The following is a 12,812-nucleotide window of genomic DNA, read 5'->3' on the forward strand; positions in this document are numbered from 1 at the left end:
ACAACTTCCCGGCCACGGCGGTGCCGCACGGGTTCAACTTCTGGACCCCGGTCACCGACGCCGGCGTCACCAACTGGCTGTACTCCTACCACCGCCACAACGACGAGGAGAACCGGCCCGCGCTGCAGGCGTTCGCGCTGTCGCACCAGCCGAGCCCGTGGATGGGCGACCGGCACACCTTCCACCTCATGCCCGGCACCGGCCCGGTCGAACGCGACCGCCGCAAGCGCGCCCTGGCTTTCACCCACGACGACGAGACCGACTCGCCGCACCATTACGGCGTCCGGTTCGCCAACGGGATGACCGCCGACCTTGCCCCGACGTCCCACGCGGCCATCATGCGGTTCACCTTCCCCACCAAGCACGGCTGGCTGCTGTTCGACAACGTCCGCAACCGCGGCCGGCTGCGCATCAACGCCGACACCGGCGTGATCACCGGCTACACCACGGTCCGCAGCCGGCTGTCGGCCGGCGCGCGCCGGATGTTCGTCTACGCCGTGACCGACGCCCCCGCCACCCGCGGCGCCAAGGTCCGCTTCCCGCCGTGGCGGCGGGTCTCGGGCTACTTCGAGTTCGACGGGCCCGACGTCACGCTGCGGATCGCGACGTCGCTGATCAGCCTCGCCCAGGCCAAGCGCAACCTCGAACTGGAGATCCCGGCCGGGTCGACGGTCGAGCAGGTGGCAGCCCAAGCGAGACGGCGGTGGCAGGAGGAGCTCGGCCGCGTCGAGGTCGAAGGCGCCACCGAAGACCAGCGCACGACGCTGTACTCGAACCTCTACCGGCTGTTCCTCTACCCGAACGTGGCGCACGAGAACACGCCGAAGGGGATCCGGCACGCCAGCCCGGTGGTGCGCCGGTGGTGGCCGAGCACCCGGCGGCGGACCGGCGCGAAGGTCGTCGACGGCGAGCTGTACGTCAACAACGGCTTCTGGGACACCTACCGCACCACCTGGCCCGCCTATGCGCTGCTCACCCCGGAACGCTGCGGCCGGATGATCGACGGCTTCGTCCAGCAGTACCGCGAAGGCGGCTGGATCGCCCGCTGGTCCTCCCCCGGCTACGCCGACCTGATGACCGGCACCAGCTCGGACGTCGCGTTCGCCGACGCCTACCTCAAGGGCGTCCGCGACTTCGACGTCGAGGCCGCCTTCGACGCCGGGCTGAAGAACGCCACCGTCACCCCGCCGCGCCGCGCGGTCGGCCGCAAGGGCCTCGAAGAGTCGATCTTCCTCCACTACACCCCGGTCTCGGTCCACGAAGGACTGTCCTGGGCGCTGGAAGGCTGCATCAACGACTTCGGCCTGGCCAACCTCGCCGAGGCACTGTCCCGGGAGAGCGACGAGCCCCGGGCGCGGAGGTACGCCGAATACGCGGCCTACTTCCGCGAGCGCGCGAAGCACTACGTCCACCACTTCGACCCGGAGATCGGCTTCTTCCAGGGCCGCCACCGCGACGGCCGCCGCAAGTTCGCCCCCGAGGGCTACGACCCGGCCGCCTGGGGTGGCGACTTCGTCGAGACCAACGCCTGGAACACCGCCTTCACCGCCCCCCACGACGGCCCCGGCCTCGCCGCCCTCCACGGCGGCACCGCGGCACTCGAAGCCAAACTGGACACCTTCTTCGCCACCCCGGAGACCGGCCGCCGGCCCGGCGCGTACGGCGGCCTGATCCACGAGATGACCGAGGCCCGCGACGTCCGGATGGGCCAATACGGCCACTCCAACCAGCCCTCCCACCACATCCCCTACGTCTACAACCACGCCGGCGCGCCCGCGAAGACCCAGGCCGTGGTGCGGGAGGTGCTGCGGCGGCTCTACCTCGGCAGCGACCTCGGCCAGGGCTACCCCGGCGACGAAGACAACGGCGAGATGTCCGCCTGGTACATCTTCAGCGCCCTGGGCTTCTACCCGCTGCAGATGGGCAGCCCCCGCTACGCCATCGGCTCGCCGCTGTTCGAGAAAGCGACCGTCCACCTGGGCGAGGGCCGGAAACTGGTCGTCCACGCCCCCGGCAACACCCCCGGCACCGTCTACGTCCGCGGGCTCACCGTGAACGGCGAACCGCACGAGGCCACCTCGATCGCGCACGCCACCCTCGCCGCCGGCGCCGAACTCGTCTTCGACCTGACCACCGAACCGGCCGGGTGGGGCGCCCCGCCGCCGCCCGCCGAGCACCCGGCCCCGGCCACCGACCTGACCGGCACCGCGACCAGCTCCGACGGCACCAAAGTCGGCGCCCTGTTCGACGACACCACCCGCACCCAGGTCACCTTCCGCAGCGCCACCCCGGCCATCGAGTTCACCGTCACCGGCGAACCCCGCGAAGTCACCATGTACACCCTCACCTCCGGCGCCCGCCGCGGCGACGCGAGCGCGTGGGTGCTGGAAGGCTCCGACGACGGCGTCGACTGGACCACCCTGGACGAACGCGACGGCGAACTGTTCCGCTGGCGCTGCCAGACCCGCCCGTTCGTCCTCGCCACCCCGGCCGCGCACGCCCGCTACCGGCTGCGGATCACCGCGACCCGCGGCCGCCGCGCCACCCTCGCCCAGTGGGAGCTCCTCGCCCGATGAACCAGTTCCGCACCGCCGCTCTCGACCGGCTCGCGGCGGCCGACCCCGGCCTGGTCCGGCTGCGGCTGGCCGGCTCCGCCGTGCTCGGCATCGTCCTCGCCGTGCTCGCCCTGCTGCCGGCGCACGTCCCGCTCACCGTCACCCTCGTCGGCGCCATCGCCGCGATGATGACGGCGTTCACCGTCAGCGACCCCACCCCGGGCGGCCAGGCCGTCACCCTCGTCCTGGCCTTCCTCACCGGGGGCGCGTCGATCACCGTCGCCGCCCTCGGCTCGGCCCTGCCCCCGGCCGACAGCATCGTGTTCGTCCTGCTGATCTTCGTCGCCGTCTACGCCCAGCGGTTCGGGCCCCGCGGCACCGCGCTCGGCTCGATCGCCTTCTTCCTGTTCTTCTTCCCGATGTTCCTGCAGGCCCACGTCAAGCAGGTCCCGCAGCTGCTGATGGCGCTCGGCGTCGGCGTCCTCGCCAACGCGCTCGTCCGGTTCGTCCTGCTGCGCCACAACGCCGCGGCCGAGTTCCTGCGCGTGCGTGGCGCCTTCCGGGCCCGCCTCGGCGCCGTCGTCCGCGCCACCGAGGCCTATCTCGCCGTCAACGGCAGCGAGCGCACCCGCAAGCAGCTGCGCTCGGCGCTGGCCCGGCTGCACGAGTGCGTGCTGCTCATCGAGGACGCCGCCCCCGACGTCGTCGACGCCCGGGCCGCCGACGTGCTGCGCCGCCGCGCCATCGAAGTCGAGCTCGCCGTCGGCTGGCTGGCGATCACGGTCCAGCGCACCTGTTCCGACGAGCTCACCGCCGAGGTCCGCGACGACCTCATCGCCCGCCTCCCCCGCTTCCGCGCCCTCATGGAACGCGACCCGCGCGAGCTCCCGCTGATCAGCCAGACCGGCGAGTACAGCCGGATGCTCGTCGAAGGCAGCCGCATCGACTCCCACGCCGCACCCGGCGACGGCGTCCGCAAGGCACTGGCCGAACTCGCCCTCGCCGACGACCGCGCCCAGCGCGCCGCGGCCCCGGAAGCCGCTCCGGACCCGCTCGCCCCCGACGACACCGACGAGCCGGCCCCGAAATTCGCCTACGACAACCGGACCCGCAGCGCGATCCAGGCCGTCGTCGGCGGCGGGCTCGCCGTGCTCGGCGGCGAACTCGTCTCCCACCAGCGCTGGTACTGGGCCGTGCTCACGGTGTTCGTGGTGTTCATCGGCGCCTCGAGCGCCGGCGCCACCTTCGTCAAGGGCGTCCGCCGCCTCGGCGGCACCCTCATCGGCATCGTCGGCGGCGTCCTGCTCGCCGTGGGAGTCGGCGGCAACACCGCCGCCACCCTGGCGCTGATCCTCGTGTGCGTGTTCGGGATGGTCTACACCGCACGGGTGTCCCAGGTGGTGATGGCCTTCTTCGTCACCAGCATGCTCGGCCTGCTCTACAGCCTGCTCGGCACGTTCAGCCTCGAAGTGCTCTGGATCCGCGTCGCCGAAACCGCGGTCGGCGCCGCGGCGGGCATCCTGGCCGCGGTCGTCATCGTCCCGGTCCGCACCCGCTCGGTCATGCTCGACGACGTCGCCGCGGTGCTCGACGACCTCGAAGAGTTCCTCGAGCACACCCGCGGCCTGCTCGCCGGCGAGGAGAACGTCAACATCATCGAGCTCTCCCGCGACCTCGACCGCAGCGTCGAGCAGGTCCGCACCACCATCGAACCGCTGACCCACCCGGTGAACCTGCGCAGCGCCCGCCGCGACTACGGCTGGCACGTGCTCACCACCCTGGAAACCATCGCCTTCCGGGCGCGGCACGTCGCCGCCCGCGCCCAGCCCGGCCAGCTCACCGGCGCCGACGCCGACCGGCTCGGGCAGTTCACCGGACGGCTGCTGGCCAACATCGACGTTCTCCGCACCGCGCTGAACGCCCCGGGTGGCCCCACACCCGGCACGCTCGTGCGCGACGACGGCACCCCCGTCTCCGACCGCGTCGAAGCGGCCGAAACCCGGGCCGTCCTCTCCAGCCTCAGCCACCTCGACGAGGCCCTCGTCTCCCTCGGCCGCGTCTTCGGCGTCGAAGCCACCGATCCCCGGACCCCGGTCCGGCGGTGACCGGCCGGAGCGGCGCGGCTCACCGGCCGCGCCGCCCCTCTGGACCTCCGGTCACCCGGAGCCGATCACGGGCAGACGAGCCACGCGAAGTGGTACGTCGTGGTGATGCTGCCGTCGGTCGAGTCCATCGTGACGTAGCTCGTCGTCTTCTTCGGATCCGACGTCCCGGCCGCGGCCCGCAATTCCGTATTGATGTTCAGGTTGCGTTCCTCACCGCAGGGCTTGAAGACGATGGCCCCGACCTCGGTCGAATCGGTGAAATGCCAGTCGTCCTCGAACGGCCCCGCCAGCGGGTGCTGGATGTACGCCGTCGGAGAATTGCCCTGGAAATAGTAGTTGGCCCTTTCCAGACCGGTCGAACCGCGTTCCAGGTGCGCGAATCCGCGGTAGTCGGCCTGCGCGATTCCGTAGGTGAACCCCTGCGGCACGTGCACCCGCAGGCCGATCTGGCAGTTCTTCCGGGCGTCCAGCGGCCCGGCACCGACCCCGACCAACGCCGTGTAGGCGCTGTAGGTCACAGTGAACGCCGTATTGTCCTGCGAAACAGCCACGGCGGACGTGCCCGTCGGACACCCGGTGCCGATCGCGTTCACGACGTCGATGACGATTTTGTCGGGCGGCGGAGGAGTGTTCCACGAATGCGGGGTGACCACAGAGGACAGCGCCATTACGGCAGCAACGACCGCAGACAGCATCGGAATCCTTCCCAATACATTCAAATTGGGGACGGGGGCCGGACCATGGTAGCGAAAGGATCATGGAAGCAAACCCCGCTGAACGGAGCAACGCTGCACAGGTCGTCCCACCAAGCGGCATTGCTCACGTTTCGACAATTTTCGTAAAGCCCATTCCAACGGGCGCGAATAAATGCGCGGAGAAAACGATTTCGCGCCCCCGCTCCCCCGGCCGCCGACCACGATCACCCACGTGACGTCCGGCTCAGCCGATCAACGACGCCGCCCGCCCCAGCGTCTCGACCCCCGCCACCGCCCACGGGCCGGCCGTGATCACCACCGCGTGCTCGACACCCCACGCGGCGAACTCGGCGCACCGCCGCGCGAACGACTCCGCCGGCTCACCCGGCGCCAGCCGCGTGCTGATCGTCTTCTCGATCTCCCCGTACGGCCGCCCGACCTCCTCACAGTGGCGCCGCAGCACCGCCAGCTTGTGCCGCACCGTCCGACCGCCGTCCGGGATGTCGAACACGTTGCACGCGTCGGCGTACTGCGCCACCAGCCGCAGCGTGCGCCGCTCACCCGCCCCGCCGACCAGGATCGGCGGCCGCCGCACCGGCCGCGGATTCCCGATCGGGCGCTCCAGCCGATAGTGCTCACCCTCGAACGGCGACTCGTCACCCGCCCACATCCGCAGCGCCAGCCGCACGGTCTCCTCGACCCGCGCGAATCGCTCGCCCACCGGCGGGAACGGCAGGCCCATCGCCCGCGCCTCCCCCTCGTGGTGACCGGCGCCGATGCCGAACCGGGCCCGCCCGCCCGACAGGACGTCCAGCGTGGTGACCGCCTTGACCAGCAGCGCGGGCGGCCGGAACGTCACGGCCGACACCATGGTGCCCAGCCCGATCCGGCTCGTCCGGCCGGCCAGGAACCCCAGCGTCGTGTAGGCCTCCAGCATGGCCGAGTCCGGCGTGCTGTTCGGGTCGGCCTGCAGCAGGTGATCGGCCACCCACAGCGTGTCCAAGCCGGCGTCCTCGGCCGCCACCGCGACGGCGGCGAGCTCGCCGGTCAGCTCGTCCGGCCACGAGAAGTCCGTGACCCCGATGCTCAAGCGCATGACTACTCCCTCGTCAGCAGTTCGAGGTTGTGGCCGTCGGGATCGGCGAAGTACACCCCGCGCCCGCCGTTGAGACCGTTGACTTCGCCGGGCCGCTCGTGGAACGGATCCGCCCAGTACGGGACCCCGGCCGCCTCGATCCGCGCCATCGCCGCGTCGAACTCGTCGTCGCCCACCAAGAACGCGTAGTGCTGGCCCGTCACGCGGTCCACCTGCAGGAAGTCCAGCGTGACCCCGTTCGCGAGCCGGATCGGCACGAACGGCCCGGCCACCGGCCCGGTCCGCAGGCCCAGGATCCCGGCCAGGAACTCCGCCGACTTCCCGCGGTCCGTCGCGCACACGATCGTGTGGTTCAGTTCGACGCTCATCGCGCGCCACCACCCGGGACGAACGGCGCGCCGATCGGGCTCAGGTGGATCGCCGCCAGCCGCCACCGGTCGTCTTCGCGGACCAGCACGTGCGTCGCGCGGAAGCGGCCGTTCACCGGATTCCCCCGGTGGGTCGCCACTTGCTCGTGCACGCCGATCGCGATCGCCGTCCCGCCGAACTCCCGGACCTCGACCTCCGCCCAGTTCAGCTTCTCGGTCACCAGCCCGCCGCCCCCGTAGCGCGCGAGCCACTGATCGCGGTCCAGCACGAACCCCAGCGGCCCGACCAGGCGGAACCCCTCGGCCGCCAGCCCCGCCAACGCCTCGGCGTCGCCGCGTTCCTCCGCCGCCGCCCACTCCCGGCCGAACTCGCGGACCTGCTCTTCGGTGCTCATCGCGTTCCCCTTCCGTTCGATGCCTCAACGTTAGAAGTCTAATCGTTAGATGTCAAACGCTTAGACTTCTCGGCATCTGCGTTAGAGTTCCGCCGTGCCCAAACCCGCCACCGCCCCCATCGGCGTCGTCCTCGCCCGCACCGCCAAAACCGCCGCCCGCGCCTTCGACCACGCCCTCGCCGCCGCCGGCGGCTCCCAGCCCGTCTGGCAGATCCTCATCTCCCTCAAAACCACCCCCGTCGCCAACCAGCGCGAACTCGCCGACGCCGTCGGCATCCAAGGCGCCACCCTCACCCACCACCTCAACGGCATGGAAGACGCCGGCCTCGTCACCCGCCGCCGCGACCCCGCCAACCGCCGCGTCCACCTCGTCGAACTCACCGACGACGGCGAACAGCTCTTCCACCGCCTCGCCACCGCCGCCATCGCCCACGACCAACGCCTCCGCCACGGCCTCACCGACCCCGAAATCGCCCAGCTCGCCGACCTCCTCACCCGCCTCGCCCACAACGTCACCGAAGGTTGAAAAGCGATCCTCACAACAGTGACTGGACGCACCCGACCAGCAACGCCCAGGAGGGATAGGCTCACACGCACAAGCCAAAGTCGTCTCAAGCTGGAGAACCGCAATGACCCAAGCCCCCGTCAACGTGACCGTCACCGGCGCCGCCGGCCAGATCGGCTACGCGCTGCTCTTCCGCATCGCGTCCGGTCAGCTCCTCGGCCAGGACGTCCCGGTGAAGCTGCGGCTGCTCGAAATCCCGCAGGCGGTCAAGGCGGCCGAGGGCACCGCGATGGAACTCGAAGACGGCGCATTCCCCCTCCTCGCCGGCACCGACATCTTCGACGACCCCAAGCAGGCCTTCGAAGGCACCAACATCGCCCTCCTCGTCGGCGCCCGCCCCCGCAGCAAGGGCATGGAGCGCGGCGACCTCCTCGAAGCCAACGGCGGCATCTTCAAGCCCCAGGGCGAAGCCATCAACGCCGGCGCCGCCGACGACATCAAGGTCCTCGTCGTCGGCAACCCCGCCAACACCAACGCCCTCATCGCCCGCTCGCACGCCCCCGACGTGCCCGCCGACCGCTTCACCGCGATGACCCGCCTCGACCACAACCGCGCCCTCGCCCAGCTCGCCAAGAAGCTCGGCGTCCCGGTGACCGAACTCAAGAAGGTCGCCATCTGGGGCAACCACTCCGCCACCCAGTACCCCTCGGTCCAGCACGCCGAATTCGGCGGCAAGAGCATCGCCGACGCCGTCGACCAGGCCTGGCTCGAAAACGACTTCATCCCCACCGTCGCCAAGCGCGGCGCGGCCATCATCGAAGCCCGCGGCCTCTCCTCAGCCGCCTCGGCCGCCTCCGCCGCCATCGACCACGTCCACACCTGGGTCAACGGCACCCCGGCCGGCGACTGGACCTCCGCCGCCGTCGCCTCCGACGGCTCCTACGGCGTCCCCGAAGGCCTCATCTCGTCCTTCCCGGTCACCGCCGAGAACGGCCAGTACAAGATCGTCCAGGGCCTCGAGATCGACGACTTCTCCCGCGCCCGCATCGACGCCTCCGTCGCGGAGCTCGTCGAGGAACGCGACACCGTGCAGAAGCTCGGCCTCATCTGAACCCGAGCACGCGAAAGGGGCCGCCGTCCACTGCGGACGGCGGCCCCTTTCGCGTGCGGCGAACACCGCACGCTCACAGCGAAACCGCCGCCCGCCAAGAGATCTCCGGCCCTACCGTCGCCACCATGACCCTTCTCGCCGCACCCGACCTCCAAACCCCCGGCCAGACCCCCAACGACTCGGTCTACGAACAGCTCCTGCGCGACCGCATCGTCTTCCTCGGCTCCGAAGTCAACGACGACATCGCCAACCGGATCATCGCCCAGCTGCTCCTGCTCGCCGCCGACGACCCCGCCAAGGACATCACCTTCTACATCAACTCCCCCGGCGGCTCGGTGACCGCCGGCATGGCCATCTACGACACCATGCAGCTCGTCAAACCCGACGTCGCCACCTGGGGCCTCGGCTTCGTCGCCTCCATGGGCCAGTTCCTGCTCTCCTCCGGCACCCCCGGCAAGCGCTACCTGCTGCCCAACACCCGCATCGTCATGCACCAGCCCTCGGCCGGCATCAGCGGCGCCGCCACCGACATCGCCATCCAAGCCGAAGTCTTCGGCAAGATGAAACGCCGCATCGCCGAAATCACCGCACGCCAGACCGGCCAGACCGTCGAGCGCATCACCGCCGACGCCGACCGCGACCGCTGGTTCGACGCGGACGAAGCCCTGACCTACGGCTTCGTCGACCACATCGTCGCCGCCGGCTGACCACGGCGAGCGCACACCGGATCAGCAGTGGCTGTCTTCACGGTTTCCCTCCCCGAGAATCACCGGATTCCCTTACCCGGCAAAGCCAACTCGCCGGAGGCCACGGCCGGGATCACTCGGGTGCACTGAACGGGAGAAGCAATCGTGCCTGACCGCGAGGCCGGGAGTTCGCGTCTTCCGTCGTTGCTTCTTTTAGGGGAAACGCCGAGCCGATTTTTTCGAAAATCGGCTCGGCGTATAGGTCGTTATACACTTGATGAGGTCACCGAAGAGGATCTCGGGTCGGGCGGGGTTCAGACGCCGCCGAGGCCTCGGCGGGCCAGGAGGGGCTCGATCTCCGGGTCGCGGCCGCGAAAGGCGCGGAACGCGTCCATGGGGTCGATGCTCCCTCCCCTGCCGAGCAGGGTGCGGCGGAAGTGGTCGCCGTTGGCGCGGGTCAGTCCCCCGTTTTCGCGGAACCACTGGACGGTGTCGGCGTCGAGGACTTCGCTCCAGATGTAGGAGTAGTACCCGGCGCTGTAGCCGCCGCTGAAGATGTGGGCGAAGTACGTCGTGCGGTAGCGCGGCGGGATCGCGTCGACGGCCACGCCGGCCTTGACGAGGGCCTCGGTCTCGAACCGCTGCACGTCCCCCACCCGGTCGTCGACGCCGAGGCCGTGCCAGGCCTGGTCGAGCAGGGACGCCGCCAGGTACTCGGTGGTGGAGAACCCTTCGCCGTACTGCTGGGCGGCGAGCAGCTTGTCCACCTGTTCCTGCGGCAGGGCCTCGCCCGTCTCGTGGTGCTTCGCGTAGTGGGCCAGGACTTCCGGCCACAGCATCCACATCTCGTTGACCTGCGACGGGTATTCGACGAAGTCGCGGGGGACGTTGGTGCCGGAGAAGGTCGGGTAGCGGACCGAGGAGACCAGCGCGTGCAGGGCGTGGCCGAACTCGTGGAACGCGGTGACGAGCTCGTCGAAGGTGAGCAGGGTCGGCTCCCCCGCCGGCGGCTTGTTCACGTTCAGCACGTTGACCACGACCGTCTTGCGGTCCAGCAGCTCGGACTGGTCGACGAAGGTGTTCATCCAGGCGCCACCGCGCTTGGCGTCGCGGGTGTAGAGGTCGAGCAGGTACAGGCCCAGCGGCGTGCCGTCGGCGTCGAAGACCTCGAAGGTCCGGACCTCCGGGTGGTACTTCGGCAGGTCGTCGCGCTCGGTGAAGGTGAGGCCGTACAGCTTCGTCGCGGCGAAGAAGACGCCGTCGAGGTACACCCGGTCGGCCTCGAAGTACGGGCGCAGGGCCTCGGTGTCGACCTCGAAGCGCTCACGGCGGACCTGGGCGGCGTAGAACGGCCAGTCCGACGGCGCCAGCTTCGCGCCCGGCACGTCGGCTTCCAGCAGCTGCTGGAGTTCGGCGGCTTCGGCGCGGGCGTTCGCGACGGCCGCGGGCGCCAGCCGCTCCAGCAGCCCGGCGGCGGCTTCGGCCGTCTTCGCCGTCTCGTCGGCGATGACGTACGCGGCGTGGTTCGGGTAGCCGAGCAGGGCGGCTCGTTCCGCGCGCAGGCGGACGATCTCGGCGACGATCGCGTTGTTGTCGTTGGCGTTGCCGCGGTTGCCCCGCGCCATCGACGCGGTGTGGATGCGCTCGCGGACGTCCCGGTCGCGCAGGGTCTCCAGCGGCGAGGCCTGGCTCGTCGGCAGGCTGAGTGTGAGCACGTACTTGCCGTCTTCGCCGCGGGCGGACGCCGCTTCGGCCGCGGTGGCGATCGCGCCTTCGCCGAAGCCGTCGAGCTCGGCGCGGTCGGCGATGACGACGGCCAGCTCGTTGGTGTCCTTGAGCAGGTTCTGCTGGAACTTCGTCTGCAGGGTGGAGAGCTGCTCGTTGAGCTCGCGCAGGCGGGCCTGCTCGGCCTCGCCGAGCCCGGCACCGGCCCGGCTGAAGTCGGTGTGCCGCCGTTCCAGCAGCCGCAGCGACTCCTCGTCCAGCCCGAGGTCGCCACGGCGCGCGTGGAGGGCGTCGATCCGGGCGAACAGCTGCGGGTTCAGGTGGATGGCGTCGTGGTGGGCGGCCAGCTTCGGCGCGAACTCCGCCTGGATGGCCTGGATCTCGTCGGTGCTGTTGGAGCCGGACAGGTTGTAGAACACGCTCGCCACCCGGCCCAGCAGCTCGCCGGCGCGTTCGAGGGCCACGATGGTGTTCTCGAACGTCGGCTCGGCGTCCTGCGCCGCGATCTGCTCGATCTCCGCCGCGTGCTCGGCGAGGCCGGCCTCGAACGCGGGCCGGTAGTGCTCGTCGGAGATCCGGTCGAAGGGGGGCAGGGCGTAGGGCAGCTCGCTGGGTGCGGCGAACGGGTTGTCCGGCGAAATCATCGGGCAGGCTCCTGGTCGGGGACAGACACTCGGTCTTGCCACCCTACGGGGTCGGCCTGGGTCGATGTCAGCGCTTTCCGGAGGTGGCCGGGGTCACCGCCCCGTGGTACCGCCCACCACGGCGTCGCTGCTCGACGCGGCCTTCTTGCCCTTCTTCGGCTTCGGTTCCGGCGGCACGATGCCCCGCAGGTCCCCGCCGTGGTCGTTGACGCGCATCACGAAGGGCCGCGTCTCGGTGTAGCGCACGACCGAGACGGAGGCCGGGTCGACGACGATTCGCTGGAAGGCGTCGAGGTGCTGGCCGAGCGCGTCGGCGAGGATGGACTTGATCACGTCCCCGTGGCTGCACAGCAGCCAGACGGCGTGGTCCCCGTGCTCGGCGGAGATCCGCCGGTCGTGCGCCCGCACGGCGGCCACCGAGCGCGCCTGCATCTGGGCCAGGCCCTCGCCCCCGGGGAACACCGCGGCCGAGGCGTGCGCCTGCACGACCCGCCAGAGCGGTTCCTTGGCGAGGTGCTTGAGCTCCTTGCCGGTCCAGTCCCCGTAGTCCACTTCGGACAACCCGGGTTCGACGACCTTGTCGAGCCCCCTGGCCGCCGCCAGGGGGCCGACGGTCTGCTTGCACCGCAGCATGGGGGAAACGACGAGCCCGGACAGCGGAACACCGTCGAGCCGTTCGACGAGCTTCTCCGCCTGGGCGCGGCCGGTGTCGTCGAGGTTGACCTTCGGCGACCGCCCGGCCAGGATGCCGGACCCGTTCGCCGTCGACTTGCCGTGCCTCAGCAGAATGACCGTACTCACGAGGCCCACCCTACGTGGGGACCGATCAAGCGTCCCCCACGCGGGCGGCTCAGTGCCCAAACGCCCCAATGTGGCATTGGGTGCGTCAGACGCACCCAATGTGGCGTTCGGTGCGTCAGACGCACC

At 70.6% G+C, this 12,812-nt stretch carries 11 protein-coding genes; 5 read left to right on the top strand and 6 right to left on the bottom strand.

Annotated elements, in window-relative coordinates; genetic code table 11:
• Both ACWEVN_RS40605 and ACWEVN_RS40610 read left to right on the top strand, forming a co-directional pair.
• Window positions 1-2,576, top strand: a 2,576-nt coding sequence (locus ACWEVN_RS40605) for a GH92 family glycosyl hydrolase (protein ID WP_452054839.1), incomplete at its 5' end; no start/stop codon positions are given.
• Complete coding sequence (locus tag ACWEVN_RS40610; protein ID WP_452054840.1) at window positions 2,573-4,660, top strand: FUSC family protein; 2,088 nt, start codon at window positions 2,573-2,575, stop codon at window positions 4,658-4,660. The genes ACWEVN_RS40605 and ACWEVN_RS40610, both read left to right, overlap by 4 nt.
• A gap of 65 nt (window positions 4,661-4,725) precedes the next feature.
• On the opposite strand, the gene ACWEVN_RS40615 is transcribed toward ACWEVN_RS40610, so the two are convergent.
• The 4 genes from ACWEVN_RS40615 to ACWEVN_RS40630 all read right to left on the bottom strand — a co-directional run bounded on the left by ACWEVN_RS40615 (window position 4,726) and on the right by ACWEVN_RS40630 (window position 7,214).
• Complete coding sequence (locus ACWEVN_RS40615) at window positions 4,726-5,355, bottom strand: DUF4360 domain-containing protein (protein WP_449683321.1); 630 nt, start codon at window positions 5,353-5,355, stop codon at window positions 4,726-4,728.
• Between the two features lie 244 nt (window positions 5,356-5,599).
• Entirely contained in the window at window positions 5,600-6,451 is an 852-nt protein-coding gene (locus tag ACWEVN_RS40620; RefSeq protein ID WP_452054841.1) for a TIGR03560 family F420-dependent LLM class oxidoreductase, read from the bottom strand.
• Between the two features lie 2 nt (window positions 6,452-6,453).
• A complete protein-coding gene (locus tag ACWEVN_RS40625) occupies window positions 6,454-6,819 on the bottom strand; it encodes a VOC family protein (protein WP_452054842.1) in 366 nt (121 codons plus the stop codon).
• Complete coding sequence (locus ACWEVN_RS40630; protein ID WP_452054843.1) at window positions 6,816-7,214, bottom strand: nuclear transport factor 2 family protein; 399 nt, start codon at window positions 7,212-7,214, stop codon at window positions 6,816-6,818. The genes ACWEVN_RS40625 and ACWEVN_RS40630 overlap by 4 nt, the downstream gene beginning before the upstream one ends.
• Window positions 7,215-7,308: 94 nt before the next feature.
• Between ACWEVN_RS40630 and ACWEVN_RS40635 the strand changes: the two genes are divergently transcribed.
• From ACWEVN_RS40635 to ACWEVN_RS40645, 3 genes are all read left to right on the top strand, one after another.
• Window positions 7,309-7,740, top strand: a complete 432-nt coding sequence (locus tag ACWEVN_RS40635) for a MarR family winged helix-turn-helix transcriptional regulator (RefSeq protein ID WP_452054844.1) — start codon at window positions 7,309-7,311, stop codon at window positions 7,738-7,740.
• A gap of 103 nt (window positions 7,741-7,843) precedes the next feature.
• On the top strand, window positions 7,844-8,830 hold the full coding sequence (locus ACWEVN_RS40640) for a malate dehydrogenase (RefSeq protein WP_452054845.1): 987 nt from the start codon (window positions 7,844-7,846) through the stop codon (window positions 8,828-8,830).
• 125 nt (window positions 8,831-8,955) lie between these two features.
• On the top strand, window positions 8,956-9,537 hold the full coding sequence (locus ACWEVN_RS40645; protein WP_449683315.1) for a ClpP family protease: 582 nt from the start codon (window positions 8,956-8,958) through the stop codon (window positions 9,535-9,537).
• Window positions 9,538-9,830: 293 nt separating this feature from the next.
• Here the strand turns inward: ACWEVN_RS40645 and ACWEVN_RS40650 are convergent, their stop codons facing one another.
• A complete protein-coding gene (locus tag ACWEVN_RS40650; protein WP_449683314.1) occupies window positions 9,831-11,885 on the bottom strand; it encodes a M3 family metallopeptidase in 2,055 nt (684 codons plus the stop codon).
• A 93-nt stretch (window positions 11,886-11,978) separates the two neighbouring features.
• On the bottom strand, window positions 11,979-12,686 hold the full coding sequence (locus ACWEVN_RS40655) for a histidine phosphatase family protein (protein ID WP_449683382.1): 708 nt from the start codon (window positions 12,684-12,686) through the stop codon (window positions 11,979-11,981).
• Window positions 12,687-12,812 lie beyond the last annotated feature (126 nt).

It is taken from the genome of Amycolatopsis sp. NPDC003861, from assembly GCF_053605405.1.

Coding starts and splice junctions, on each gene's coding strand:
- ACWEVN_RS40645 (WP_449683315.1), top strand. CDS start 8,956: ATGACCCTTCTCGCCGCACCCGACCTCCAAACCCCCGGCCAGACCCCC.
- ACWEVN_RS40630 (WP_452054843.1), bottom strand. CDS start 7,214: ATGAGCACCGAAGAGCAGGTCCGCGAGTTCGGCCGGGAGTGGGCGGCG.
- ACWEVN_RS40610 (WP_452054840.1), top strand. CDS start 2,573: ATGAACCAGTTCCGCACCGCCGCTCTCGACCGGCTCGCGGCGGCCGAC.
- ACWEVN_RS40615 (WP_449683321.1), bottom strand. CDS start 5,355: ATGCTGTCTGCGGTCGTTGCTGCCGTAATGGCGCTGTCCTCTGTGGTC.
- ACWEVN_RS40625 (WP_452054842.1), bottom strand. CDS start 6,819: ATGAGCGTCGAACTGAACCACACGATCGTGTGCGCGACGGACCGCGGG.
- ACWEVN_RS40620 (WP_452054841.1), bottom strand. CDS start 6,451: ATGCGCTTGAGCATCGGGGTCACGGACTTCTCGTGGCCGGACGAGCTG.
- ACWEVN_RS40640 (WP_452054845.1), top strand. CDS start 7,844: ATGACCCAAGCCCCCGTCAACGTGACCGTCACCGGCGCCGCCGGCCAG.
- ACWEVN_RS40650 (WP_449683314.1), bottom strand. CDS start 11,885: ATGATTTCGCCGGACAACCCGTTCGCCGCACCCAGCGAGCTGCCCTAC.